At 77.1% G+C, this 24,399-nt stretch carries 24 protein-coding genes; 11 read left to right on the top strand and 13 right to left on the bottom strand.

Going from position 1 to position 24,399, the window contains the following annotated elements; genetic code table 11:
• Positions 1 to 39 precede the first annotated feature (39 nt).
• From trxB to IPO09_12895, 3 genes are all read left to right on the top strand, one after another.
• The gene (gene trxB, locus IPO09_12885; protein MBK9518217.1) at positions 40 to 966 is read left to right on the top strand and encodes a thioredoxin-disulfide reductase; all 927 of its coding nucleotides are present in this window, start codon (positions 40 to 42) and stop codon (positions 964 to 966) included.
• Between the two features lie 83 nt (positions 967 to 1,049).
• Positions 1,050 to 1,502 (top strand): cyclic pyranopterin monophosphate synthase MoaC, encoded by a 453-nt coding sequence (gene moaC, locus IPO09_12890; protein ID MBK9518218.1) that lies wholly within the window; start codon positions 1,050 to 1,052, stop codon positions 1,500 to 1,502.
• Between the two features lie 85 nt (positions 1,503 to 1,587).
• Positions 1,588 to 1,788 (top strand): hypothetical protein, encoded by a 201-nt coding sequence (locus IPO09_12895; GenBank protein MBK9518219.1) that lies wholly within the window; start codon positions 1,588 to 1,590, stop codon positions 1,786 to 1,788.
• Positions 1,789 to 1,816: 28 nt separating this feature from the next.
• Here IPO09_12895 and IPO09_12900 read toward each other — a convergent pair whose 3' ends face one another.
• Together IPO09_12900 and IPO09_12905 are read right to left on the bottom strand one after the other, a co-directional pair.
• Positions 1,817 to 2,374: a heme NO-binding domain-containing protein gene (locus tag IPO09_12900; protein MBK9518220.1), complete on the bottom strand. Its 558-nt coding sequence runs from the start codon at positions 2,372 to 2,374 to the stop codon at positions 1,817 to 1,819.
• Positions 2,375 to 2,465: 91 nt separating this feature from the next.
• Complete coding sequence (locus IPO09_12905) at positions 2,466 to 3,242, bottom strand: TatD family hydrolase (GenBank protein ID MBK9518221.1); 777 nt, start codon at positions 3,240 to 3,242, stop codon at positions 2,466 to 2,468.
• 403 nt (positions 3,243 to 3,645) lie between these two features.
• Between IPO09_12905 and IPO09_12910 the strand changes: the two genes are divergently transcribed.
• The gene (locus IPO09_12910; protein MBK9518222.1) at positions 3,646 to 4,308 is read left to right on the top strand and encodes a hypothetical protein; all 663 of its coding nucleotides are present in this window, start codon (positions 3,646 to 3,648) and stop codon (positions 4,306 to 4,308) included.
• Positions 4,309 to 4,699: 391 nt separating this feature from the next.
• Positions 4,700 to 6,373 carry a hypothetical protein gene (locus IPO09_12915; protein ID MBK9518223.1) on the top strand — a complete coding sequence of 558 codons (1,674 nt, stop codon included), beginning with the start codon at positions 4,700 to 4,702 and terminating at the stop codon, positions 6,371 to 6,373.
• A gap of 352 nt (positions 6,374 to 6,725) precedes the next feature.
• Here IPO09_12915 and IPO09_12920 read toward each other — a convergent pair whose 3' ends face one another.
• The 9 genes from IPO09_12920 to IPO09_12960 form a co-directional block, all read right to left on the bottom strand.
• Positions 6,726 to 7,517, bottom strand: coding sequence for a methyltransferase domain-containing protein (locus IPO09_12920; protein MBK9518224.1), 792 nt, complete (start codon positions 7,515 to 7,517; stop codon positions 6,726 to 6,728).
• Complete coding sequence (locus IPO09_12925; GenBank protein ID MBK9518225.1) at positions 7,514 to 8,380, bottom strand: chemotaxis response regulator protein-glutamate methylesterase; 867 nt, start codon at positions 8,378 to 8,380, stop codon at positions 7,514 to 7,516. The genes IPO09_12920 and IPO09_12925 overlap by 4 nt, the downstream gene beginning before the upstream one ends.
• Positions 8,365 to 8,817, bottom strand: coding sequence for a response regulator (locus IPO09_12930; protein ID MBK9518226.1), 453 nt, complete (start codon positions 8,815 to 8,817; stop codon positions 8,365 to 8,367). The genes IPO09_12925 and IPO09_12930 overlap by 16 nt, the downstream gene beginning before the upstream one ends.
• Positions 8,817 to 11,372 (bottom strand): response regulator, encoded by a 2,556-nt coding sequence (locus tag IPO09_12935; GenBank protein MBK9518227.1) that lies wholly within the window; start codon positions 11,370 to 11,372, stop codon positions 8,817 to 8,819. The genes IPO09_12930 and IPO09_12935 overlap by 1 nt, the downstream gene beginning before the upstream one ends.
• A gap of 2 nt (positions 11,373 to 11,374) precedes the next feature.
• Positions 11,375 to 11,938, bottom strand: a complete 564-nt coding sequence (locus IPO09_12940; protein MBK9518228.1) for a chemotaxis protein CheW — start codon at positions 11,936 to 11,938, stop codon at positions 11,375 to 11,377.
• A gap of 3 nt (positions 11,939 to 11,941) precedes the next feature.
• Entirely contained in the window at positions 11,942 to 12,316 is a 375-nt protein-coding gene (locus IPO09_12945; protein ID MBK9518229.1) for a response regulator, read from the bottom strand.
• On the bottom strand, positions 12,313 to 13,614 hold the full coding sequence (locus tag IPO09_12950; protein ID MBK9518230.1) for a chemotaxis protein CheR: 1,302 nt from the start codon (positions 13,612 to 13,614) through the stop codon (positions 12,313 to 12,315). Before IPO09_12950 ends, IPO09_12945 begins: the two co-directional genes overlap by 4 nt.
• A 26-nt stretch (positions 13,615 to 13,640) precedes the next feature.
• Positions 13,641 to 14,204 (bottom strand): chemotaxis protein CheW, encoded by a 564-nt coding sequence (locus IPO09_12955; protein ID MBK9518231.1) that lies wholly within the window; start codon positions 14,202 to 14,204, stop codon positions 13,641 to 13,643.
• Between the two features lie 81 nt (positions 14,205 to 14,285).
• Positions 14,286 to 15,047 carry a hypothetical protein gene (locus tag IPO09_12960; GenBank protein ID MBK9518232.1) on the bottom strand — a complete coding sequence of 254 codons (762 nt, stop codon included), beginning with the start codon at positions 15,045 to 15,047 and terminating at the stop codon, positions 14,286 to 14,288.
• A 281-nt stretch (positions 15,048 to 15,328) separates the two neighbouring features.
• On the opposite strand from IPO09_12960, the gene glmU reads away from it, so the two are divergent.
• From glmU to glmS, 4 genes are all read left to right on the top strand, one after another.
• On the top strand, positions 15,329 to 16,774 hold the full coding sequence (glmU, locus tag IPO09_12965) for a bifunctional UDP-N-acetylglucosamine diphosphorylase/glucosamine-1-phosphate N-acetyltransferase GlmU (GenBank protein MBK9518233.1): 1,446 nt from the start codon (positions 15,329 to 15,331) through the stop codon (positions 16,772 to 16,774).
• 33 nt (positions 16,775 to 16,807) lie between these two features.
• Positions 16,808 to 17,548: a DsbA family protein gene (locus IPO09_12970; protein ID MBK9518234.1), complete on the top strand. Its 741-nt coding sequence runs from the start codon at positions 16,808 to 16,810 to the stop codon at positions 17,546 to 17,548.
• Between the two features lie 133 nt (positions 17,549 to 17,681).
• Complete coding sequence (locus tag IPO09_12975) at positions 17,682 to 18,122, top strand: hemerythrin family protein (protein MBK9518235.1); 441 nt, start codon at positions 17,682 to 17,684, stop codon at positions 18,120 to 18,122.
• 142 nt (positions 18,123 to 18,264) lie between these two features.
• On the top strand, positions 18,265 to 20,100 hold the full coding sequence (gene glmS / locus IPO09_12980; protein MBK9518236.1) for a glutamine--fructose-6-phosphate transaminase (isomerizing): 1,836 nt from the start codon (positions 18,265 to 18,267) through the stop codon (positions 20,098 to 20,100).
• A gap of 53 nt (positions 20,101 to 20,153) precedes the next feature.
• Here the strand turns inward: glmS and IPO09_12985 are convergent, their stop codons facing one another.
• Both IPO09_12985 and IPO09_12990 read right to left on the bottom strand, forming a co-directional pair.
• The gene (locus IPO09_12985; GenBank protein ID MBK9518237.1) at positions 20,154 to 21,341 is read right to left on the bottom strand and encodes a HAMP domain-containing protein; all 1,188 of its coding nucleotides are present in this window, start codon (positions 21,339 to 21,341) and stop codon (positions 20,154 to 20,156) included.
• A 22-nt stretch (positions 21,342 to 21,363) separates the two neighbouring features.
• Entirely contained in the window at positions 21,364 to 21,906 is a 543-nt protein-coding gene (locus tag IPO09_12990; protein MBK9518238.1) for a hypothetical protein, read from the bottom strand.
• 183 nt (positions 21,907 to 22,089) lie between these two features.
• On the opposite strand from IPO09_12990, the gene IPO09_12995 reads away from it, so the two are divergent.
• A complete protein-coding gene (locus tag IPO09_12995) occupies positions 22,090 to 22,689 on the top strand; it encodes a YqgE/AlgH family protein (protein MBK9518239.1) in 600 nt (199 codons plus the stop codon).
• Between the two features lie 31 nt (positions 22,690 to 22,720).
• Entirely contained in the window at positions 22,721 to 24,397 is a 1,677-nt protein-coding gene (gene hutU / locus IPO09_13000) for a urocanate hydratase (GenBank protein MBK9518240.1), read from the top strand.
• The last annotated feature ends 2 nt before the right edge of the window (positions 24,398 to 24,399 follow it).

The following is a 24,399-nucleotide window of genomic DNA, read 5'->3' on the forward strand; positions in this document are numbered from 1 at the left end:
ACAAGTGCCCAGCGCCCGCCCGGAAAGGACCCCACCACCATGGCCCAGCACGAGAAGGTGATCATCCTCGGCAGCGGACCGGCCGGCTACACGGCCGCCATCTACGCCTCCCGCGCCACCCTGAAGCCGCTGGTCCTCGAGGGGATGCAGCCGGGCGGCCAGCTCACCATCACCACCGAGGTGGAGAACTTCCCGGGCTTCCGGGACGGTGTCATGGGGCCGGCGCTGATGGAGGAGATGAAGGCCCAGGCCGAGCGCTTCGGCACCCGCATCGTCTCCGCCGAGGCCACCAAGGTGGACCTGTCGCGGCGCCCCTTCACCGTCACCACCGACGAGGCCGAGTACACCTGCGACGCGCTGATCGTCGCCACCGGCGCCACCGCCAAGTGGCTCGGCATCCCCTCGGAGAAGCAGTACCAGGGGCGCGGCGTCTCGGCCTGCGCCACCTGCGACGGCTTCTTCTTCAAGAACGTGGAGGTGGCGGTGGTGGGCGGCGGCGACACCGCCATCGAGGAGGCCACCTTCCTCACCAAGTTCGCCACCAAGGTCCACCTGATCCACCGGCGCGGCGAGCTGCGCGCCTCCAAGATCATGCAGCAGAAGGCCCGCGAGAACCCCAAGCTGGCGTTCCAGTGGAACTCGGCCGTCGACGAGGTGCTGGGCGACGGCAAGGCGGTCACCGGGGTGCGCCTGAAGAGCACGGTGGACGGCGCCACCCGCGACCTGCCGCTCAAGGGGCTCTTCATGGGCATCGGCCACGAGCCGACCACCGCCCTCTTCAAGGGGCAGCTGGCGATGAACGAGGTGGGCTACCTCACCGTCAAGGCGCCCTCCACCGCCACCAGCGTGCCGGGCGTCTTCGCCTGCGGCGACGTGGCGGACCCCAACTACCGGCAGGCCATCTCGGCGGCGGGCACCGGCTGCATCGCCGCCATGGACGCCGAGCGGTTCCTGGCCGGCCACTGACCGGCCCGGCCGCTCCGCCGCGGCGCGCCCTGGGTGGCGCGGCCGGGCGGGCCGGCCACGGCCACACGCGATCGGAGCGCGCCGTGAAGATGATCGACGTCGGGTCCAAGCCGGCCACCGAGCGGGTGGCGGTGGCCCGCGCCTCGGTCTGCATGTCGAAGGCCACCCGGGCCCTGGTGTCCGCCGGCCAGGTGGAGAAGGGCGACGTGCTGGCGGCGGCCCGCCTGGCGGGCGTCATGGCGGCCAAGCGCACCCCGGACCTGGTGCCGCTGTGCCACCCCATCTCGCTCTCCGGCGTGGAGATGGACGTGCGCCTGACCGCCCGCGGCGTGACGGCCACCGCCACGGTGCGCACGGTGGACCGCACCGGCGTGGAGATGGAGGCGCTCACCGCGGTGACCGCCGCCTGCCTCACGGTCTACGACATGCTGAAGCGGCACGAGAAGGGGATGCGCATCGAGGGGATCGAGCTGCTCGAGAAGTCCGGCGGGCGGAGCGGCCGCTGGGTGCGCCCGCCGGCGCGGCGCCGGCGCTGAGCGGGGCGCCGCCGCCGCCGATTCGGCGCCGGCCCCGCGGGCGGGTAGAGTGGCGTGGAGGTCGGGCTGCGTCGGGGGAGGAACCATGAGCCAGGTGACGGACGGTTCGGGCGAGCGCTGCGGCACCTGCCGCTACTACCTGCCCAACAAGGACAGCAACCCGAAGGACCCGGTGGGCCTGTGCCGCCGCTACCCGCCGCAGGTGGTGGGCAGCGGCGACGAGTCCACCTCGCCGGTGGTGAGCGACCTCGACTGGTGCGGCGAGTACCTGTCGCGCCGGGGCTGAGCCGGACGGGGCCGAGCCGGTCCGGCGCTCAGGCGCGGGGCGGGTGGGTGGCGCGGATCTCGAAGGTGGACTGGCCGCGCCGGGTGATGACCAGCTCCTCGCGGTAGCGGCGCGCCACGCCGCGGATGAGCCCGGGCACCAGCGCCTCCATGCTGCGCGCCGAGCCGTAGTGCAGCACCAGGTGGCCGGGCGAGCGCTCCACCACGGTGAACCTGGGCGGCTGCGCGTCGGGGGTCTTGCGGGTCATCTCGGCGTGCACCACGTCGATGGAGGCCAGGAAGTCGAGCGCCGTCCGGTACTCGGTGAAGAACTGCCGGTAGAGGGTGGGCGCGTAGTCGTTGATCCAGGCGTCGCCGAAGGCCTCGGCCAGCTCGGTGGGCGTGAGGTGGCCGGCCTCGGCCGCCGCGGCGAACAGGTTGCGGACCACCGCGTCGTCCACGTCGGCGCTGGGCAGGAAGATCGACCCGGGGCGCAGGCCCGCCAGCCGGAGCGCCTCGGTCCAGACCTTCCGACCGTAGCGCTTCTCCACCAGCTCGGAGAGGCAGGTGACGATGGTGCCCTTCATCTGGCTGCGCCGCCGGCCCATCGCTGGTGGCCTGCTGCGGCGTTCCCCTTTCCGTGAGAACCGTGGGCCTTGCGCCGCATCCCGTCGCGACCCCGTTTGGGTCTGTTCACCCTCAGTCGAGGTCGTCGGGCGCGAGCCCGAGCCAGGCCAGGGCGTTTCCCAGGCAGGCGCGGCGGATGACGGCCAGCGAGAGCCCGGCGCGGGCCAGCCGGTCGGCCACCCTCGGAAGGGCCAGGAGATCGCCCCCGGCGTCGCCGGCGTCGGAGCCGAGCAGGATCCCCTCGGCGCCGTGGCGCGCCACCAGCCTGGCCGCCTCCTCGACCCCGTGTCGGCCGGCCATGGTGAGGAGCGCCCGGTGGCCGCGCGCCCGCAGGATGGGCAGCGTGCGGGCGTCGGCGTGCTGCACCAGCACCCGCTCCGGCGGCAGCTCGGTGGACTCCAGCAGCTCGAGGAGCCGGCCGACCTGGCTGGCCCGCGCCCGCTCGCTGGTCCGCACCAGCAGCGGCAGGCGGAGCTCGGCGGCCATGCGGGCCTGCGCCAGGAAGACCTCCTCCTCCAGCGCCCCGCCCGCCTCGAGGCCGGCTGGCCCCAGCGCCGCCACCTCGGGCCGGCCCAGCACCGCCGGCAGGTCGGCCAGCCGCTCCGCCAGGCCGCGCCGGGGGATGCGCCGCGGGTGGATGCCCAGCGCCGCCCAGGCTCGCAGCCCGTGGCGCCGGAGCCGGCGCGCGGTGGCGGCCGTGTCCAGCCAGTGCTGCTTGAGCCCGGCCGCGGTGGCGGGGTGGAACCCGTCGCCGGAGGGCACCAGCGCGCCGGCGACGCCGAAGAAGCGCAGGGCCTCGACGTCGGCGGGGCGGAGCGAGGCGGCGTGGAGGAGGGCGTCGAAGGTCACGGGGGTCCTGGGAAACCACGCTCCCTCTCCCCCAGCTTGCCGGGGGAGAGGGCCGGTGAGGGGGCCGCTGGGGTCGGGGTCGGGGTCCTTGGAAACCACACTCCCTCTCCCCAGCTTGCTGGGGGAGAGGGCCGAGGTGAGGGGGCCGCTGGGGTCGAGGTCGGGGTCGGGGTCCTTGGAAACCACACTCCCTCTCCCCCAGCTTGCTGGGGGAGAGGGCCGGGGTGAGGGGGCCGCTGGGGTCGGGGTCGGGGTCGGGGTCAGGTCAGGATCGTACCGCGGCGGGGCTGCGCGCGAGGGCGCATGGCGGGGTGGTGCGTCCGGCCGGACCCGGCGTCGCGCCGACCGGGGTCCGGGACCCGGCAAGGCCGCGGAACTCGTCAGGCCGGGCCTGGCACGCACCATGCTCGCCAGTAGACCGGGCGCCCTGCTCGAGGGGAGGCGGGAGACCATGGACGACCAGGCCTGCCGTGACACCCGAGAGCTGGACGCCATCGTGCGCGACTACCGCGTCCGGTCCGAGACCAACCGGGAGGTGGTGCGCGAGGGCGAGCGGCGCAGGACCTCGGTGCTGGAGGTGAAGGTCTGGGCCACGCTGCCGCGCGGCGCGGCCCGGCTGCCTGGCGGGCCGGACTGCCGCGAGGCGGTGCGGTCCCTGCTGCGGGTGGCCGGGGCGGCGCTGGCCGCCGGCGGGCAGGCCCCGCTGGCCGAGCTCGAGCCCTTCCGCACCGCCCTCTACGACTCGCGCCAGCACCCGGGCTGCGACGAGCTCTGCCTCTCGGCCCGGCTGCCGCTCCGCTTCGGCGAGGCCGGCGCCGAGGACGACGGCCGCGAGGCCCGCCTGCGCGAGCTGAAGCGCCGGCTGGAGGCGCTGGGGATCTTCGAGGGTCGCTGGCGCGCCCGGCCGGAGGCGGCCGCCGAGGCGGTGGAGGACCCGTGGCAGGTGCGGCCCGCCGCGGTGGCTTTCGCGACGCGGGCCGAGCCGGCGGGGCCGGGGCTGGGGGTGGTGTCGGAGCCATCCCTGGGCCCGGGCCCGACCGCGCCGAGGGCGCGGCGCGCGGCGTGAGGTAGGGGGAGGCGGGACCCGGGTGCAGCCTGTCCCGTTTGCACCGGGCGTAGGCCGCGCAGCGCGCGGCCGGAGTTCACGTGCGCCCCGCGGTCAAGGTTCCGACCCCCAACCGCGACCCCAACCGCGACCCCGACCCTGACCCCAGCGGCCCCCTCACCCCGGCCCTCTCCCCCAGCAAGCTGGGGGAGAGGGAGTGTGGTTTCCCGGGACCCCGACCTCGACCTCGACCTCGACCTCGACCGCGACCGCGACCGCCACTCCGACCGCGACCGCGACCGCGACCGCGACCGGAAGCACGATCCACCCTGGCCGCTGAGAGCACGAAACGACTGTCCCCGTTTCGTTCCACGCACCTCTCGATGTCAGACACCCATGAGACTCTGGGTGCATGCACGCTCGCGCCCTCCACCTCACCCTCCCCTCCGCCGCCAGCGCGCCGGTGGCGTTCGCCGCACCCTCGAACCCTGGCTCCACCTCGCCCGCCCCGTTCGCCTGGCTCGTTGCGCCGGGCCCTGCCCGGGCCACCCCGCTCCCGCTCGCCTGTGAAGCCTCGCAGGCCTGGCGCGCCGAGCGCCGCCTCCAGCCGCTTCCCCCCGCCACGCTCCCGGACGCCCGCGCCGGACGCGACCAGCTCGCCCGCCTCCTCTCCCGCGAGCACGCCGCCGCGGCCGCCTTCCTCGTGGCCCTCTCCGACTTCGACCGCCGCCGCGGCTGGGAGGCGCTCGGTCACGCCAACCTGTTCGCCTTCCTCACCCGCGAGCTCCGCCTCTCCAGGAGCGGCGCCTTCTTCCGCCTCTCGGCCGCCCGCCTGGTGGCCCGCTTCCCGGCCGTGCTGGCGGCGCTCGAGGACGGCCACCTCTGCCTCACCTCGGTGGCCGCCCTGGCCCGGGTGCTCACCGAGGAGAACCAGGCCGAGGTGCTGCCCCGCTTCTTCGGCTGCTCTTCACGCGAGGCCAACGAGGTCGCCGCGGCGCTCGCGCCCAGGCCCGACCCGGCCAGGCGCACCGTGGTCACGGCGGTGGAGCCGCCCGCGAAGGCCTGCCCCGCAGGGGTAGTCCAGTCGACTGGACTGGTCCTGTCGCTCGCTCCTGCCCGGGCCAGCGCACCTGCCAGGCCTGGCGACCCCGACCAGCCCGGCGAACCCGCCGCTCCCGTCCAGGACCTCCGGACCGGCGCCACCCTCGCGGCGGGTCGGCGCGAGGAGGAGGCGTGCCCCGCGCCAGTCCAGTCGACTGGACTCCTCCCCGCCTCGCCCCCGCCACCGGCGCCCGCCGCCGCCCTCGTCGCGCCGCCTCCCGCCGCAGTCCTCGAGCGCCCCGACCAGGCCGCCCGAGCCAGCCAGCCCGACGAGGTCGAGCCACTCACGGCCGAGCTGCGCAGGCTGCACGTCACCGTGTCCCGCCGCTTCCTCTCCAAGCTCGCGACCGCTCACGACGGCCTCTCCCACGCCCTGCCCGGCGCCACCACCGAGCAGGTGCTCGAGGCAGCGCTCGACCTGCTCCTCGAGCGGCAGGCCTCCCGGCGGGGCCTGGTGAATCGGCCCTCGCGCCCCTCGCCCGCCGGCGCTCGTGAGTGCACGCAGCCAGCCGGCCCCGCGGTCAGCACCGGAGAGCCCGGCGCTGGCGCCGGATCAGCCTCCAAGGCGCCGGGGGCAGCCTCCCGCGCACCAGGGAACGAGAGGACGGCGACGCCGGGCGCGACCCAGGCCGCGACCCAGGCCTCGACTCCGGCCGCGCCTCCTGCTTCCCGCCACATCCCCGCTGCCGTCCGCCGCGAGGTCTGGCTGCGCGACGGCCAGCGCTGCCAGCACCCGCTCGACGCCGGCGGCACCTGCGGCTCCACCATGCGGCTCGAGCTCGACCACCTGGTGCCGCTGGCCCTCGGCGGCCCACCCACCGCGGAGAATCTCCGGGTCACCTGCAGCGTGCACAACCGGGCGGCGGCGAGGACCATCCTCGGCGAGGCGTTGGCGGCCAGCGGTCGCGGGGGGCGGAACGCGGCTCACGCGGGGGTGGCCGGAGGCGCTGACGGGGACGCGACCAGCGGCGGCCGCTGGCGTTGACGCCGGCCGCGGCCTCGAGCGCCGGGGCTTCCTCGGCACCCTGATACGGCGCCCGGCGTCTCTGCCCAGTCCAGTCGACTGGACCAACCCACCGGCGCCCACAGCGCCGCCCCGCTGGAACCCTGGCGTGGCTTCACGCCGCAGGACGTCGACATGTGACGCATGGTCCGGGTCCATCCCCAGCTCCGAAGTGCTCACCACCAACGGTGACGGCCCGCCTGGTGCTGGCTTGGCTGCCAGGCGCAATGACGGTGTACCTGGAGAGAACCGCTGGTGAGGCTGGGTGGCGCAGGTGGCGCGGTGCACACGCAGCAGCGCACCCCCTCGGAGGAGGGGAGCTCCTCCAGCCGCGTCAGCCCCGCCTCAGCAGCGTGGCCCCGCCCTCCTCCTCGAGCGCGAGGCCGAGGCCGGTGGCGAGCGGCAGCTCGACGGGCCCGAGGAGCAGGAGCCCACCTGGCTTGAGCGCCCCGGCCAGCCGCTGGAGCGCCGCGGCCGCCACGGCGGCCTCGAAGTAGATGAGCACGTTGCGGCACACCACGGCGTCGAAGGGCCCCGGCGGCGCGGGCTCGAGCAGGTTGTGGCGCAGGAAGCGGACCGGTGCGGCGGCGCGGGGGTCCACCCTGGCGCCCTGGTCGGAGGCCTGGAACCACCGCCCGGCCAGCGCCCGCGGCAGGCGGCGCAGCGCGCGGGCGCGGTAGAGCCCGGCCCGGGCCCGCGCGAGCGCCCGCTGGGAGAGGTCGGTGGCCAGCAGGGTGTCGCCGGCCACGTCGCGGCCGGCCTCCAGCAGCGCCACCGCCAGGCTGTAGGGCTCCTCGCCGGTGGCGCACCCGGCCGACCAGATCGAGAGCGGCCCGGCCGCGCCGGCCAGCCGGTGGGCCAGCGCCAGAAGCCCCTCGGCGTGGCGCCAGAAGGAGGTCTCTCCCACCACGGCGTGCTCGGCCAGCACCTCGGTGGCGGCGTGGTCGCCGGCCGCCACCGCGGCGGCCAGCGCGGCGGGCGAGCGTTCGAGCTCCTGCGCGGCGGCGGCGACGGCCCGGCGCAGCGTGGCCTCCAGCCCGGCCCCCAGTGACAGCCCGGCCCACCGCGCCAGGGCGCGCCCGGCCGCGGCCAGCTCCGCCTCGCCGAGCGGCGCGGCTCCGCTCACCGCGGCAGGTCCCCCATGAGGCGAAGCACCAGCGCGGGGGCCAGGTCGTCGAGCTCCAGGGTCTCGGCCGCGGCCCCGCGGCGCGCCGCCTCGCGCGGCATGCCGTAGACCACCGAGGAGGCCGGCCCCTGGGCCCAGGTGGCGCCGCCCTTGGCGCGCACGGCCGCGAGCCCGTCCACCCCGTCGTCGCCCATGCCGGTGAGCACCAGCCCGCAGGCGCCGGGGCCGTACTCGCGCGCCAGCGAGTGGAAGAGGGCGGTGCCGGACGGGCGGAAGCCGCGCACCGGCGGGGCGTCGTCGAGGTAGGCGGTGCCGATCAGCGCGGTGAGGTGGCGCCCCTCGCGCGCCAGGTAGACCACCCCGCCGTGCAGGGGCTCGCCGTGCTCGGCCAGCTTCACGCCGAGCGGGGTGTGGCGCGCCAGCCAGTGCACCAGGCCAGTCTCGAAGCCGGCGGCGATGTGCTGCACCACCAGCACCGCGGCCGGGAAGGAGGCCGGCAGGCCGGAGAGCAGGCGGGCCAAGGCCGGCGGACCGCCGGTGGAGGCCACCACCCCGACCACGCCGCGCGGCGGCCGCGGGTGGAGGGCGGAGGGGAGGGGCGCAGGGCCCTCGGGGCGCTGGGGCGGAGCGGTGGGGCGGTGGCGGGTGTGCGGGGTCGAGGTCGGGGCCGGGGTCAGGGCCGGGTGCGAGGCCGAGGCCGAGGTCGGGGCCGAGGTCGAGGTCGAGGGCGGGGTCGAGGGCGCGGTCGGGGTCGGGGTCGAGGTCGAGGGCGCGGTCGGGGTCGGAGCCGCGGTCGTCCGCAGGGCCCCCGCCGGAAGCCCCACCCCGCTCGTCCCCCGCGCCGGCGTCAGCGCCGGCCCCATCGCCCGGCGCCCCGCGCCGGCCGGTGGTGCCTGGTCATCACCGTGAGCCTGGCCACCCCGCGCACCGCCAGCCGGATGGCGTCGGCCTGGCGCTCGAAGCGGCCGGGCTCGGAGTCCGACGGCTTGGGCAGCACCTCCACCGCGCCGAGCTGCAGCGCCCGGAAGGCGGTCTCCTGGTGCTCGGGCCCGGACTGGCCGGTCACCACCACCACCGGCGTGGGGGCGCGGGCCATGATCTCCTCGATGGCCGCCAGCCCGTCCTTGCCGGGCATGCGCACGTCCATGGTGACCACGTCTGGCCGCAGGGTCAGCGTCAGCGCCACCGCCTGCGCGCCGTCGGCCGCCTCGCCCACCACCTCGATCTCGGGCACCTGCTCCAGGATGGCCCGCAGCAGGGCGCGGGCGGCGCGGGCGTCGTCGGCCACCAGGACGCGGATCACGGGCCCCCCGGCAGCAGCTGCCGCACCAGCTCGAGCAGCCGCCCGCGCTCCACCTCGCGCTTCACCAGGTAGCCGGCTGCCCCGGCGGCCAGGCCGGCGGCGCGGTCCTCCGGCGTGTCGAGCGAGGTGACCAGCACCACCGGGATGGCGGCCAGCGCCCGGTCGGCCTTGAGCCGCCGCACCAGGCCCAGGCCGTCGAGCCGGGGCATCTGCACGTCGGTGACCACCAGCGCCGCTCCGCCGTCGCGCACCAGGGCCAGGGCCTCCTCGCCGTCGCCGGCCACCGCCACCTGGTAGCCGGCCAGCTCGAGCAGCGCCTTCATGGCGGCCCGGGTGGTGAGCGAGTCGTCGGCCACCACCACGCGGGGCGGGGTGGCCGCGGCCGGCCGCGCCGCCGCCGGCAGGAAGCGGCGCAGCACCTCGGCGGCGTTGAGCACCCCCACCACCCTCCCGTCGTCGAGCACCGACGCGCCGGCCAGGTGGGTGGCCCCGGCGGCCCGGAGGCCCAGCGCCCCGACCACCACCTCCTGCTGCCCCAGCACCTCGTCCACCACCACCACGGCGCGCTGCGCGCCCAGCGCCAGCACCAGCGCCGGCACCGCCTTGCCGGTGGCCCGCCCCGGCGGGAGGCCCAGCAGCTGCGACAGCCAGGCCACCGGCAGCTGCACCCGCCCCACCTCCACGGTGGCGCGCCCGGCCACCGTGCCGACGTCGGCCGGCGCCAGCAGCAGCACCCGCTCCACCGAGTCGGCCGAGAGGGCCGCCAGGTCGCGGCCGACGCGGAAGAGGATGGCCGCGGTGGCGGCCAGGGTGAGCGGCAGCTCGAGGTCGAAGCGGGTGGAGCGGCCCGGCACCGAGGTGACGTCCACCGCCCCGCCCAGCCGGGCCACGGTGGACTGCACCACGTCCAGCCCCACCCCGCGCCCGGAGATGGCGGTGACGGCGCGGGCGGTGGAGAAGCCGGGCAGGAAGATGAGCCGGGCCGCGTCCTCGTCGCTGAGGCGGGCCGCTGCGTCGGCCGCCAGCAGGCCGCGGCGCACCGCCGAGGCCTTCACCGCGGCCAGGTCGAGGCCGCGGCCGTCGTCCTCCACCACCACGCCGACGCGGCTGCCGCGCGGCTCGACGCGCACGGTGAGGCGGCCGCCCTCGGGCTTGCCGGCCGCCAGGCGCACCGCGGCCGCCTCGATGCCGTGGTCGGCGGCGTTGCGCACCAGGTGCAGCAGCGGATCGCGCAGCTCGTCGGCGATGCGCCGGTCGAGCTTGACGTCGCCGCCGGCCACCTCCACCTCCACCAGCTTGCCGAGCCGGCCCGCCACCTCGCGCACGGCGCGCTTGAGCGGCTCCAGCATGAGCGCGGCCGGCACCATGCGCAGCGCCCGCAGGTCGTCGCGCAGCACCGCCCCGGCCAGCTGCTGGGCCTCGGCCTCGCGCTGGCCGTCGCGGGCCAGGCGGCGCAGGTCGGCGGTGAGGCCGCGCAGCCGCGCCGCCGCGGCCTCCACGGCGGTGCGCGCCTCGGCCGGATCGCTGCTGCGCAGCGCGTGCAGCGCCTGCTCCAGCCGGCGCACCACCTCGCGCGAGCGGTCCTCGGTGGCGGCCACCTCGCGGGCGCGCCGGGCGTGGCGGGCCTCGGAGAGCGAGAGCAGCTCGAGCTGCCGGGCCAGCGAGTCGAGGGTGGAGGTGAGGACGCGGATGGACTTGTCGGCGTGGCGGGGCTCGGCGGCCGCGGCGCCGGCGCCCGGGGCGGAGGGCGGCTGCTCCAGCCGCTGCCGCAGCTCCACCAGGTCGCCGGCCAGCGCCGCCGCGGCGCGCGCCGCCGCCGCCCCGCCGGCGCCCAGCCCCGGGAAGCCGCCCGCCACCCGCTCCGCCAGCTCGCGGGCGTGGGCCGGCACCGCGGCCGCCAGGTCCCGGCCGGCCGCCGACGCCTCGGCCACCAGCGCGGCCCGCGCGGCGTCGTCCACCGGGGCGCAGAGCGCCTCCAGCGCCACCTCCAGCCGCGCCAGCGGCCCGGCGGTGGTGGCCGCCAGGCCCACCGGCGCGGTGGCGGCCGGCTCCGGCTCCGGCTCCGGCTCGCGCGGCTCCGGGTCGTCCGGCCTGGGCCAGGCCCGCGCGCGGGGCTGCGCGGGCGACGGCGCCCCGACCCGCCAGGCCTCGGCCGCCCGTCGCCGCGGCGCGTCGCCGACGCCCAGGCCGGCCAGCAGGGCCTCCAGCGAGGCCACGGTTGGCGGCCCGCCGGCGTCGGCCGCCGCCACCGCCTCCTCCACCGCCTCGATGGCGTCGAGGATCACCTGCACCACCTCGCGCCCCAGCCCGACCTCCGGCCGGTAGCCGGCCAGCGAGCCCTCGATGGCGTGCGCCAGCGCCTCCACGTCGCCCAGCCCCAGGCTGGCGGCCGAGCCCTTCAGGCTGTGGGCGGTGCGTCGGATGGGGTCGAGCAGGGCCACCCGCGCCGGATCGGCCTCCAGCTCCAGCACCCCGCCCGAGATGACCGCCAGGTGCTCGCGCGCCTCGGCCGAGAAGACCGGCCAGATCTGGCGGAAGAGCTCGGGCTCCACGGCTACCCCCGGCCCGCCAGGCCGAGCTGGCCGAGGTCGAGGAGCGCCAGCCGGTCCGGCGCCACCCACAGGAAGGGGCCGGCGGGCGCCTGCACCAGCCCGGCCCGCGGCACCTCCAGCCGCCCCTCCAGCACCTCGGCGGCCAGCCCGAAGGCCTCGCCCTCGTGCTCCACCACGATCACCTTGCCGAGGTCGGAGAGCCCGCCGCCGCCCAGGCCGAGCAGCTGCCGGAGGTCGAGCACCGGCACCACCCGGGTGCGCGCCACCATGGCGCCCAGCAGCCACGGGGGAGCGGCCACCAGCGGCTGCAGCCCTCGCGCCTCCAGCACCTGGCTCACCGCCTCCACCGCCACCGCGTAGCGCTCCCCGCCCACCGCGAAGGCCAGCACCGGCTCGCACTCCGCGCGCGGGGCCTCGCGGCTGCCGGCGATGGCGCGGGCCCGCTCCGCCAGCACCTCGCGGCGCCGCTCCTCGCCGGTGGCGTCGCCCGCCAGGCGCGCCTCGGCCTCGTCGAGGCGGCGGTGCAGGGCGCCGAAGTCGACGGCGCCGTGGGGAGCCTTCGCCACGGCCTACCTCCGGGGCGGCAGCTTGAGGAGCGTGCCCACCGTCTTGCGCAGCTCGTCCACCGAGACCGGCTTGGTGAGGAAGGCGCTGGCCCCCACCAGCTTGCCCTTCTTGCGGCTGGTGTCGTCGTTGAGCGAGGTGAGCAGCACCAGCGGGATCTCGTGCAGGGCGGGGTCGCCGCGCACCGCCGCGCACAGCTCGAAGCCGTCCATGCCCGGCATGCGCACGTCCGACACGATCAGGTCCGGCCTGAGCTCGCGGGCCTTGGCCAGCCCCTCCAGGCCGTCCTTGGCCTCGTGGAACTCGATCTGCCAGCCCATCAGGTAGACCTGGATGAGCGAGAGCAGCGTGCGCGTGTCGTCGACCAGCAGGACCTTCATCTGGTGCTCCCGGGGGAAGGCGTGGCGGCGGGCGCGGGCGGCGCGCCGAGGGCCTGGCGCAGGGCGCCGGCGGTGAGCGGCTCGACGCCGCGCAGGGTGGTCTCGTCCGGCAGCCCCTCCAGGGCGTCCAGGGCGGCGCGGCGGGCGAGGGCGGCCTCGCCCGGGCGGCCCTGCCGGGCGTGCAGGCGCACCAGGGTGGCGTGGCCCTGCGCCAGCCCTGGCGCCAGCTCCAGGGCCCGCCGCACCGCCTCCTGGGCGGCCGCGTCGTCGCCGCGCACCTCGGCGGCCACCGCCAGGAGCAGGAAGGACTCGGGGCAGCGGTGGCGGGTGGCGGCCTCGCCGGCCAGCCGCTCGGCGCCGGCCAGGTCGCCGGCCCGCGCCGCCTCGCGGGCGGCCCGGAAGGCGGCCGCGCCGACCGGCCCGCAGCAGCGGGCGGCGGGGTCTGGGGGCGGGCTCCCCGGCTCGGCCCGGCGGCCGCGCAGGGACTCCAGCAGGCGCCGCGACGCGTCCGACACCGCGTAGGGCGGCCGGCGCAGCAGCGTGGCGCCCGGCCGCTCCACCCGCAGCAGCGGCAGCCCGGCCGCCAGCGGCTCCTCCACCGGCCCGAGCAGCAGGTAGCCGCCCGGCCGCACCGCCTCCACCAGCCGCGCCAGCACCTGCGCCGCCGTGGCGGGGGAGAAGTATATGAGCACGTTGCGGCACACCACCACGTCGAAGCCGGCGCCGGGCGGCGGCTCCAGCACCAGGTTGTGGCGGCTGAAGGAGACCCGCTCCCGCACCTGCGGCGCCACCGTGAGCCGTGGCCCCGCCTCACGGAACCAGCGCGACCGGAGCGCCGCGTCGGTGCGGCGCAGGGACCAGCCGCCGTACCGGGCCGCCCGCGCCGCCTCCAGCGCCCGGGCCGAGACGTCGGTGGCCAGGATGCGATCCGCCACGCCGCCGCGCCCGGCCTCCAGCAGCAGCATGGCCAGGCCGTAGGGCTCCTCGCCGGAGGCGCACCCGGCCGACCAGATGGTGAGCGGCCGCCCGCCCGGCGCGGCCTCGTCGAGCAGGCCGGAGAGCGCGGCCAGCTGCTCCGGGTGGCGGAAGAAGTAGGTCTCGCCCACCACCGCCTGCTCCACCAGCGCCGCCACGCTGCGGGCCTCGCCGGCCAGGACCCGGCGCAGGAAGGGCTCCGGGGCGGAGCCGGCGTCTCGGGCGGCCCGCAGGAAGCCCTCCAGCAGCGTGCGCCGCACCCCCGGCGAGAGGGCCAGCCCGCAGGCCCCCTCGACCACCCGCTCGAGCTCCTCGAGCGGCAGCCCGGGCGCGGCGCCGGCCGGTCCGCTCACGACAGCTCCTCCCGCACCGAGGCGATCACCGGCGACGGGTCGAGCAGCGGCAGCACCTCGCCGGCCACGGTGCACAGCCCCACCACCAGCCGCGACTCCTCCCAGCCGGGCACCACCTCGCGCCCGGCGGCGTGCAGCACCGGGCGCTCGTGCAGGCCCATGATGCGGTCGAAGACCAGCCCCACCGCCGGGGTGCCCACCAGCACGGCGATCTGCGCGTCGAGCGCCACCGGGCGGCGGACGCCCAGCAGCGCCGCCAGGTCCACCGCCACCACCGGCACGCCGCGGCACACGAAGGTGCCGAGGATGGCCGGCGGGGCGCCCGCCACCGGCTCGGTGGCCACCATGCGGACGATCTCCTTCACCCGCGCCGCCGCCAGCAGCCCGCGCCGCCCGGCCGCCTCGACCACCAGGTGCAGCCCGGGCAGCTGCTCGCCGCCGATGGCCGCGAGGGCGCCCTGGGCCTGCGACAGCTCCTCCTCGAGCTGGCGCATCCGCCCCACCAGGCTGGCGCGCGCCGCCGCCCCGGCGGCCGGGGTCTCGTCCTTGATGATCCCCATCCGAACGAGATTACCAGGGATCGGCGGGCGACCGCTGCCCGGCGCCGCCCAGCGACCCGGTGGCGCCCGGGGTCCGGAGGATCAGGCCGCCCCCGGGGCGCGGCGGCGCGGCCAGGCCGCCAGCAGGCCGAGGAGCGCCAGCGCCGAGGTGGGGCCGCCGGCCAGCCCGCACCCGCCGCCCTCGAGGTCCTGCGGCGGCACCACGCCCAGGCTGGCCTGGCGCGCCGCCGAGCGGTTGCCGGCCTCGTCGACCGCGGAGAGCGTGGCGGACCAGGTGCCCTCGGCCAGCGTGACCTCGGCGGTCCAGGTGCCGTCCTCGGCCGCGGTGGCCCGGGCCTCCACGGCCCCGACCGCCACCAGCACGGTGCAGCCCGGCTCGGCGGTGCCGGCCAGCGCCAGCGCGCCCGCCGCGGCCCGATCGTCCGGCCCGGGCCAGGTGAGCCGCGGGGCGGCGGGGGCCACGGTGTCGAGCGAGAAGGTGAGAGCGGTGGCGGCGGAGCGGTTGCCGGCCGCGTCCACCGCCGCCACCTCGAGCCGGTGCGATCCGTCGGGCAGGGCGCGCACCAGCGCGAAGAGCCCGCCGGCGGCGGTGGCCCGGACGGGCTGGCCGTCCAGCACCAGCTCCACCAGGGCCCCCTCCTCCACGCCACCGAGCACGGTGACCAGGCCGCCCGGCGCGGCGGCCGCGTCGAGGACCTGGCCCGGCGCCGGGGTCTCGAGGACCGGCGCGGGCGGCGGCGTCTGGTCGAGCGCGCGGGCGCCGGGCGAGGCCAGCAGGGAGGCCAGGGCCGCGGCGGCCAGCAGGCGCCGGGCGGCCGGGGCGAGGCGGCGTGGGACGGGCACGAGGACGCAGGGGCAGGGCGGCAAGGCTCGACCTCCAGGAGACGCGCGCATCGAGGCGGGTGGAGCCGCGGTGCTAGCACGAAGCACCCCGGATCCACGAGCTTTCCGACGTTTCCGGCGGGTCCGCCGGCCGGGGTCGCGTGCACCCGCGGTGAAGACCCACCGGCTCCGGCTGACCGGGATCAACCGGCGGGCCGGGAGGCGCACCGGGCGTCCGTGGCGAGCCGACCCGCCGGCGAGGCTTGCCGCACCCCCCGGCCATGCCACAGACTCCGGTCACCATGGCCACCAGGAAGCCGCGCACGCCGCTCGCCGCCATCGTCCTCGCCGCCGGCAAGGGCACCCGCATGAAGTCCATCACCGCCAAGGTGCTCCACCCGCTGGGTGGACGCCCGCTGGTCTGGTACGCGGTGCGCCGCGCCCTGGAGGCCGGCGCCTCGCCGGTGGTGGTGGTGGTGGGCCACCAGGCCGCGGCGGTGGAGGCGGCCCTGCGCGCCGCCCTGCCCGACGCCCCGCTGCGCTTCGCCCTGCAGGCCGACCAGAAGGGGACGGCCCACGCCGTGCTGGCGGCCAAGCCGGCGCTGCGCGGGGTCACCGGGCCCATCGCCATCCTCTCGGGCGACGTGCCGCTGCTCACCACCGCCACGCTGGCGGCGGTGGTGAAGGCTCGCGCCCGCGCCAGGAGCCCGCTGGCGCTGGCCTCCATGCGGCTGGCAGAGCCCCGCGGCTACGGCCGGGTGCTGCGCGACGGGCGCGGCCGGCCGGTGCGCATCGTCGAGGAGAAGGACGCCACCGCGGCGGAGCGCGCCGTCACCGAGGTGAACGCCGGCCTCTACTGCGCCGACGCCGCCTTCCTGTGGAAGGCGCTGGCCCGGGTCGACGCCCGCAACGCCCAGGGCGAGTTCTACCTGACCGACCTGGTGGCGCTGGCGGCCCGCGCGGCGCCGGCGGTGGCCGTGGAGGTGGACCCGCAGGAGGCCTCCGGGGTGAACGACCTGGCCGAGCTGGCCCGCGCCGGCAAGGAGCTGCAGCGGCGCCGCACCCTGGCGCTGCTGCGCGCCGGCGTCACCGTGGAGGATCCGGACCGCTTCCTGTGCGACGAGGGGGTGGAGGTGGGGCCCGACTCCGTGATCGAGCCGGACGTGCGGCTGCGCGGCGCCACCCGCGTGGGCGCCGGCTGCCGGCTGGGGCAGGGCGTGGTGATCACCGACGGCCTGCTGGCGGACGGCGTGACGGTGCGGCCCTACACGGTGGTGGAGGGGCCGGCCACGGTGGGCAGCGGGGCGCTGCTCGGCCCCTTCTCGCGCATCCGCCCCGGCTCCGAGCTGGGCGAGGGCGTGCACGTCGGCAACTTCGTGGAGACCAAGAAGACCAGGCTCGGCAAGGGCTCCAAGGCCAACCACCTGGCCTACCTGGGCGACGCGGTGGTGGGCGCCGGGGTCAACGTCGGCGCCGGCACCATCACCTGCAACTACGACGGCGAGAAGAAGCACGAGACGCGCATCGGCGACGGCGCCTTCATCGGCTCCGACTCCATCCTGGTGGCCCCCATCGAGATCGGCGCGGGGGCGTACGTGGCGGCCGGCTCCACCGTCACCCAGACGGTGCCGCCGGGCGCCCTGGCGCTGGGGCGGGCGCAGCAGGTGAACAAGGAGGGCTGGGTGGCCAGGCGGCAGGCGGCCAAGGCGGCGCAGGCGAAGGCAGCCGCGCGACCTGGCCCGCGCTAGCCACCTGGCCCGCCGCGCCGACCGGACGCCACCATGCACCCCGCCGCGCCCAGGGGCCTCGCCCACCGCGCCGCCGCCCCCCTGGCCGCCGCGCTCGCCGCCGCGGCCCTGCTGGCGGGCTGCGGGGGCGGCGGGGCCGAGCCGCCGCTGGCGCGGGTGACGCTGGGGTCCGCCCCGCAGCGCGGGCCGGCCGACGCCTGGGTCACGCTGGTCGAGTTCTCCGACTTCCAGTGCCCGTACTGCGGCCAGGCCCAGGCCTCGCTGGCGCTGCTCGCCGCGGACTACCCCGCCGACGTCCGGGTGGTGTTCAAGCACTTCCCGCTCTCCTTCCACGCCCACGCCGCCGCCGCCGCGGTGGCGGCCGAGTGCGCCCGCGCCCAGGGGCCGGCGCCGGACGGCCACTTCTGGCCCATGCACGACGCCCTGTTCGCCACCCAGGGCAGCTGGGGGGCCGCCGGCGTGAGCCCCGCCACGGCGGCCGCCTTCTTCGCGGACCAGGCCGGCCAGCAGGCCGGGCTCGACGAGGGCGCCTGGAGGGCCTGCGTGGCGGCGGACGACCGCAGCCGCGTCGAGGCCGACCTGGCGCAGGGCCGGGCCGTGCCGGTGTCGGGCACCCCAACCTTGGTGATCAACGGCGAGGTCCTGGTGGGGGCCGGCCCGCCGGGGACCTTCTATCCGGTGCTGCGCGCCCGGGTGGACGCCGCGCTGGCCACCGCCCGCCAGAGCGGCATCCCGCGCGCCGAGTACTACGACCGCGCCGTGCTCGGCCGGTAGGTGCTGGGCCGACACCAAGGCCGTGGACGCCGCCTCTCGGGGGGGTAGAGTGGAGGCCCCCCCGGACCCCGGTCCGGGGCAGCGCCCCGGGAGGCGACTCGTGACCGACGCTCCAGCAGGGACAGGCCCGCTCGTGGTGCCGCGCCAGGTGGCCTGGACGCAGGCGCTCTCGGTGGGCGTGGACGAGATCGACGCGCAGCACCAGGAGCTGTTCCGGCGCATCGGCCTCTTCTTCCGGGCCCTGGAGGAGAAGCGCGGCGCCGCCGAGCTCGAGCCGCTGGCGCTCTACCTGCGCCAGTACGTCCGCGAGCACTTCGCGGAGGAGCAGCGGCTCATGGAGTTCAGCGGCTACCCGGAGCTGGGCGAGCACCTCGAGGCGCACCAGCGGCTGGAGGCCGACCTGCACCTCCTCTCCGAGGAGCTGCGGCGCACCGGGCCGACCCTGGGCCTGGCCAGGCGGCTGGTGGCGCTGCTCAGCGGCTGGATGGTGGAGCACGTCGGCACCACCGACCGGCGCTTCGGGCGCTTCCTGGCCACCTTCCTCGGTCGCCGCTCGGTGAAGCCCTCGGCCTGAGCGGCCGCGACGGACTCCCCTCCCGGCCTGCGAGCGCCGGCGGCGGGGCGCCCTCGGGGCCGCGGGGCCCTCCCGGGCCAGGCCCCGCCTGCCCCGACCCGCAGGCTGGCTGCGCCGCGACCGGCGCGGTATGACCGCCAGCATGTGCGGAATCGTCGGTTACGTCGGCCCCCGGCAGTGCGTGGACATCATCGTCGGCGGCCTCAGGAAGCTGGAGTACCGCGGCTACGACTCGGCCGGCGTGGCCGCCCTGGGCCCCGACGGGCTGCGGGTGGAGCGGGCCAAGGGCAAGCTGGCCAACCTGGTGGCGGCGCTGGCGCTGCGGCCGCTGGCCGGCACCACCGGCGTGGGCCACACCCGCTGGGCCACCCACGGCCGCCCCTCCGAGGAGAACGCCCACCCGCACGCCTACGGCGGCGTGGCGGTGGTGCACAACGGCATCATCGAGAACCACCTGCAGCTGCGGGCCGAGCTCACCTCGCAGGGTGACCGCTTCTCCTCCGAGACCGACACCGAGATCGTGGCCCACCTGATCGCCGCGGCGCTCAAGGCCGGCGCGCCGGACCTGGTCACCGGGGTGCGCCAGGCGCTGGGCCGGGTGCACGGCACCTACGCCATCGCGGTGGTGAGCGAGGCGCGGCCCGGCGAGATCGTGGCCGCCAAGAACGCCTCGCCGCTGGTGATCGGCTACGGCGAGGGCGAGAACTTCCTGGCCTCCGACGTGCCGGCCATCCTGGAGCACACCCGGCTGGTGGTCTACCTGGAGGAGGGCGAGGTGGCGGTGCTGACCGCCGGCGGCGTCCGCATCTCCACGCTGGACGGCACCCCGGTGGAGCGCAAGCCGCGCAAGATCGAGTGGAGCGCGGTGGCCGCCGAGAAGGACGGCCACAAGCACTTCATGCACAAGGAGATCTTCGAGCAGCCCCGGGCGGTGGCCGACACGGTGCGCGGCCGCGCCTCGCTGGAGCAGGGCGACGTGCTGCTGGACGGCGTGACGCTCGACGAGCCCTACGCCCGCTCGCTGGACCGGCTCGCCATCGTGGCCTGCGGCACCTCCTGGCACGCCGGGCTGGCCGGCCGCATCATGATCGAGCAGCTGGCCCGCCTGCCGGTGGAGGTGGAGCTGGCCAGCGAGTTCCGCAACCGCGACCCGCTGGTGGGGCCCAGGGTGATGACGCTGGCCATCTCGCAGTCGGGCGAGACGGCCGACACCCTGGCGGCGGTCAAGGTGGCCAAGGCCCGCGGGGCGCGCGCCTTCGCCATCTGCAACGTGGTGGGCTCGGCCATCCCGCGCGAGTGCGACGGCGGCACCCTCTTCACCCGGGCCGGCCCGGAGATCGGGGTGGCCTCCACCAAGGCCTTCACCACCCAGCTGGCGGCCCTCTACCTGCTGGCGGTGCGGCTGGGGCGGCTGCGCGGCACCCTGACCCAGGAGAAGGGGCGCGAGCTGCTGGAGTCGCTGCGGCAGCTCCCCTCCTGGATGGAGCAGATGATCCGCCAGGAGGCGGCCGTCATGCCCATCGCCAAGCGCTGCGCCGCCGCCCGCGACGTCCTCTTCCTGGGGCGCGGCGCCCAGTACCCGGTGGCGCTGGAGGGGGCCCTCAAGCTCAAGGAGATCTCCTACATCCACGCCGAGGGCTACGCCGCGGGCGAGATGAAGCACGGCCCCATCGCCCTCATCGACGACGCCATGCCGGTGGTGGTGCTGGCCACCCGCGAGCCGGCCTACGAGAAGACCCTGGGCAACATGGAGGAGGTGCGGGCCCGCGGCGGGCACGTCTTCGCCGTGGTCTCGGAGGGCGACGTGCAGGCGGCCAGCCTGGCCGAGGTGGCGCTCACCGTCCCGGCCGCGCCGCCGCTGCTGACGCCGCTGCTGTCGATCATCCCGCTGCAGTTCCTGGCCTACCACGTGGCCGATCTCAAGGGCACCGACGTGGACCAGCCGCGCAACCTGGCCAAGAGCGTCACCGTCGAGTAGCGGGGGGCCGGTGGACCGCCGCCGCCTGGCGGCGGCCGCCGCGGCGCAGGCCGTCAGCGCCGGCCGGTCAGCTCGGTCAGCAGCCGGCCGATGCCGGTGAGGAAGCTGCCCACCAGCGCCTCGAAGCGGCCGATCTCGTCGCGCGGCCCGGTGGGCGCCAGCTGGCCCACGTCGTACTCGCCGCCGGCCAGCCGCCCGCCCAGGTCCTCGAGCGTGGCGCTCAGGGCGTCGAGCCGGCCGAAGACCAGCCGCTGCACGATGGCCAGCAGCACCAGGGTGAGGATGATGGCCACCGCCAGCAGCGTCACCAGGATGCCGGAGCGGGCCCGGTCCAGGCTGTCGTGCAGCGCGGTGATGTCGTGCTCCACCACCACCGCGCCCACCTGGCGTCCGGCGGCGTCGGCCACCGGGACCAGGCCGCGCGCCAGGCTGCGCCCGCCGCGGAGTTGCTCGGAGAGGACGCGCCCGCTCGGTCGCAGCCCCGCCAGGCTCTCCGGGCCGACGTCGGCGTAGGCGTCCGGGGCCCGCGCGGTGTCCTCCGCCACCACGAAGGCGGGGTGGAGGTCCCAGTCGTCCGCCAGCCCGCGCCCCGCCCGCATGGCGCGCCAGTCCTGGTGGGCGAGGACCTCCTGCCCCGCCGCGTCGCGCTTGGCGAAGAGCAGGGCGTAGTCGTCGCCGGTCTGGGTGCGCATGCGCCCCAGGAAGTGGGCGAACTCCTCGCCCAGCTCCAGGTAGCCGATGGTCTGGCCGTCCACCACCCAGGGCTCGACCACCCTGAGGGCGAAGGCCGTCTTCCCGAACTCCTTGCCGGCCCCCAGGCCGGCCCTGGAGGCGGCCTGCCCCAGCGTGACGCGGACCACCGTGTCGCCGAACTGGGCCGGGCGGTGGACCCGGAGGAAGCAGACGCGCTCCAGCGTGTGGAAGTAGAAGTGGGTCACGCCGTGGTGCGCCAGCAGCCCCTGGTAGATGGGCTCGGCCACGACCAGGAGGCGGGCCCGATCGCCGGCGCGGAAGGCCGCCACCAGCCCGGGGTGGGCGCTGAGCGCGCGCAGGGTGGCCCCCAGCTTCTCGGCGTCGGCGTGCTCGGTGGCCTCGAGGGCGCCGGCGGCGGACGCCAGGGCCTGGTCGGCGGCCAGCCGCACGCTGCGCGCCGAGGCCACGTCCACCAGCGTGGCGGTGACCGCCGCCAGCGCGAGCATGCAGGCGGCGATGCTGATGATGAGCTTCTGCTTGATGGACATGGGGGGCGCCCGGATAGCCTACTCAAATCTCCTGGCTGGAGCCTGCGTCATCCAGCCGCGCACGGAGCCAGCGCCCGGCCGCCCAGGCCGGCGCGGCCGCCTCGAGCGCCCAGCCCGCCGCGCCGATGGCGCCGCCGATCAGGGCGGCGTGGCGCCGGACTCCCAGCATCCCGAGCATGTTCCACCAGTCGTGCGAGTCGGCGTCCGGCGCCAGCAGCGGCAGGAGGCGCACCTGGCCGTCCGCGGCATAGCGCCCCACGTTCACCAGGTTCACGCCGAGCCAGACCAGCGCGGTGGCGAAGGACGCCGGCTGACGCCGCGCGGCGAAGATCGCGGCGGCGGCCACCGGGAAGGCGAGCTGCGCCAGGGTGCCGCCCAGGAACATGAGGAAGCGCGAGCCGAGCAGGCCGAGGAGCGGGTGACCCGCCTCGTGGACCACCAGGTCGAAGCCGTCCACCACCGCGGCCAGCAGGCCGCCGGTCAGCTGCGAGCGGGCCACCAGGGCGGTGCCCACCACCACGGCCAGCGCCGCCGGACCGGTGGGGGGCGGGAAGGGGTCGCGCACCGAGAGAGTCTACACGGGCCGTGCGAACGGCGCCGCCCCGCCGGCCGCCGCGCGGACCACCGGCCGAACGCCGGAACTCCCGGTCAGGAGGGCACGGTCAGGAGGGCACCCCGCATCGAGGCTTGCGCGCGGGGCCGCTCCGGTGAAGAACAGGTGAAGGGGCCTCCGGCCTCCCCTCACCCGATGACCGCTCCCGCCCACGCGCCCGCCGGCCTCGCCCCCGGCTTCCTGGTCGCCTCGCCGACCCTGGCCGACCCCAACTTCGACGGGTCGCTGGTGCTCATGGCCGAGCACCACGGCGAGGGGGCGCTCGGCTTCGTGGTGAACCGGCCTGGCCCCATCGCGGTGGCCGACGTCCTGCGCGGGCTCGACCCCGAGCTGGCCGCCCTGGCCCAGGCCTCCGGCCGGCTGGAGGGGCAGGTGCTGGTGGGCGGCCCGGTCTCGCCGGAGCGGCTCTGGATCCTGCACCGGCCCGGCGCGGTGGAGGCCGAGGAGGGGGCGCTGCGGGTGGGTGACGGCCTGGCGCTGGGCGGCTCCCGGGAGCTGCTCGAGGCGCTGGTGCGTGAGCCCGGGGCGGGGCCGTTCCTGCTGCTGCTGGGCTACGCCGGCTGGGCCCCGATGCAGGTGGAGCACGAGGTGGCGGCCGGCGCCTGGCTGCCGCTCGACCTGCACGAGGACCTGGTCTTCGAGGTGCCGCACCCGGAGCGCTGGGACGAGGCGGTGCGCCGGCTCGGCCTGGTGCCGGGCGGCTTCATGGTGGGCGGCGGCGGGGCGCAGGCGTAGCCTGTCCGCACCTGGCCCCCCGGTGCCCCCGATGGATCCCCGCCTCGACGAGACCCGCACCGTCCGCGCCCCGCGCGGCGCCACCCTCTCCTGCCGGAGCTGGCTCACCGAGGCCGCCTACCGGATGCTGCAGAACAACCTCGACCCCGAGGTGGCGGAGCACCCGCAGGCGCTGGTGGTCTACGGCGGCATCGGCCGGGCGGCGCGCGACTGGGCCGCCTTCGACACCATCCTGGCGGTGCTGCGCCGGCTCGGCGACGACGAGACGCTGCTGGTGCAGAGCGGCAAGCCGGTGGGCGTCTTCCGCACCCACGCCGACGCGCCGCGGGTGCTGCTCGCCAACTCGAACCTGGTGCCGCGCTGGGCCACCTGGGAGCACTTCCACGAGCTGGATGCCAAGGGGCTCATGATGTACGGCCAGATGACGGCCGGCTCCTGGATCTACATCGGCAGCCAGGGGATCGTGCAGGGCACCTACGAGACCTTCTGCGAGGCGGCGCGGCAGCACTTCGGCGGCGCGGCCGCCGGGCGCTGGATCCTGACCGGCGGCCTGGGCGGCATGGGCGGGGCCCAGCCGCTGGCCGCCACCATGGCCGGCTTCTCGATGGTCGCGGTGGAGTGCGACCCCACCCGCATCCAGAAGCGGCTCGAGACCCGCTACCTGGATCGCCGCGCCGCCACCCTCGACGAGGCGCTGGCCCTGCTGGCCGAGGCGCGGGCGGCCGGGCGCCCGGTCTCGGTGGGGCTGCTCGGCAACGCGGCCGACGTCTTCGAGGAGGTGGCGCGCCGCGGCCTCACGCCCGACCTCGTCACCGACCAGACCAGCGCCCACGACCCGGTGAACGGCTACCTGCCGCAGGGCTGGACGCTGGCGCGGTGGCGCGAGGCGCGGGCGCGGGAGCCGGCCTCGGTGGTCGGGCCGGCCAAGGCCTCGATGGCCGCGCAGGTGCGGGCCATGCTGGCGCTGCGCGCCCGCGGCGCCCACGCCTTCGACTACGGCAACAACCTGCGCCAGATGGCCCTGGAGGCCGGGGTGGAGGACGCCTTCGCCTTCCCCGGCTTCGTGCCGGCCTACGTGCGGCCCCTCTTCTGCCAGGGCAAGGGGCCGTTCCGCTGGGTGGCGCTCTCCGGCGACCCGGCCGACATCCACCGCACCGACGAGGAGGTGAAGCGGCTCCTGCCGGACGACGCCGCCCTGCACCGCTGGCTCGACCTGGCGCGGCAGCGGATCGCCTTCCAGGGGCTGCCGGCCCGCATCTGCTGGGTGGGGGTGGAGGACCGGCGGCGGCTCGGGCTGGCCTTCAACGCCCTGGTGGCGCGCGGCGAGGTGCGGGCGCCTCTCGTCATCGGCCGCGATCACCTCGACACCGGCTCGGTGGCCAGCCCCAACCGCGAGACCGAGGCCATGCGCGACGGCTCGGACGCGGTCTCCGACTGGCCGCTGCTCAACGCCCTGCTCAACACCGCCGGCGGCGCCACCTGGGTGTCCTTGCACCACGGCGGCGGGGTGGGCATGGGCTTCTCGCAGCACGCCGGCATGGTGGTGGTGGCCGACGGCACCGAGGCGGCGGCCCGGCGCCTCGACCGCGTCCTCTTCAACGACCCGGCCAGCGGGGTGATGCGCCACGCCGACGCCGGCTACCCCCTGGCGATGGAGACGGCGCGGCGCGCCGGCCTCGACCTGCCCTCGCTGCCGCCGGAGCGCTGACG

It is taken from the genome of Anaeromyxobacter sp., assembly GCA_016718565.1.
Lineage (GTDB): Bacteria > Myxococcota > Myxococcia > Myxococcales > Anaeromyxobacteraceae > JADKCZ01.

Bases quoted from the DNA above. Each gene is read 5' to 3' on its own strand.
- IPO09_12985 (MBK9518237.1), bottom strand. From the start codon at position 21,341: ATGTCCATCAAGCAGAAGCTCATCATCAGCATCGCCGCCTGCATGCTC.
- IPO09_12910 (MBK9518222.1), top strand. From the start codon at position 3,646: ATGCTCGCCAGTAGACCGGGCGCCCTGCTCGAGGGGAGGCGGGAGACC.
- IPO09_12925 (MBK9518225.1), bottom strand. From the start codon at position 8,380: ATGGGGCCGGCGCTGACGCCGGCGCGGGGGACGAGCGGGGTGGGGCTT.
- IPO09_12970 (MBK9518234.1), top strand. From the start codon at position 16,808: ATGCACCCCGCCGCGCCCAGGGGCCTCGCCCACCGCGCCGCCGCCCCC.
- IPO09_12895 (MBK9518219.1), top strand. From the start codon at position 1,588: ATGAGCCAGGTGACGGACGGTTCGGGCGAGCGCTGCGGCACCTGCCGC.
- hutU (MBK9518240.1), top strand. From the start codon at position 22,721: ATGGATCCCCGCCTCGACGAGACCCGCACCGTCCGCGCCCCGCGCGGC.
- IPO09_12945 (MBK9518229.1), bottom strand. From the start codon at position 12,316: ATGAAGGTCCTGCTGGTCGACGACACGCGCACGCTGCTCTCGCTCATC.
- IPO09_12995 (MBK9518239.1), top strand. From the start codon at position 22,090: ATGACCGCTCCCGCCCACGCGCCCGCCGGCCTCGCCCCCGGCTTCCTG.
- glmU (MBK9518233.1), top strand. From the start codon at position 15,329: ATGGCCACCAGGAAGCCGCGCACGCCGCTCGCCGCCATCGTCCTCGCC.
- glmS (MBK9518236.1), top strand. From the start codon at position 18,265: ATGTGCGGAATCGTCGGTTACGTCGGCCCCCGGCAGTGCGTGGACATC.
- IPO09_12915 (MBK9518223.1), top strand. From the start codon at position 4,700: ATGCACGCTCGCGCCCTCCACCTCACCCTCCCCTCCGCCGCCAGCGCG.
- IPO09_12955 (MBK9518231.1), bottom strand. From the start codon at position 14,204: ATGGGGATCATCAAGGACGAGACCCCGGCCGCCGGGGCGGCGGCGCGC.
- trxB (MBK9518217.1), top strand. From the start codon at position 40: ATGGCCCAGCACGAGAAGGTGATCATCCTCGGCAGCGGACCGGCCGGC.
- IPO09_12900 (MBK9518220.1), bottom strand. From the start codon at position 2,374: ATGGGCCGGCGGCGCAGCCAGATGAAGGGCACCATCGTCACCTGCCTC.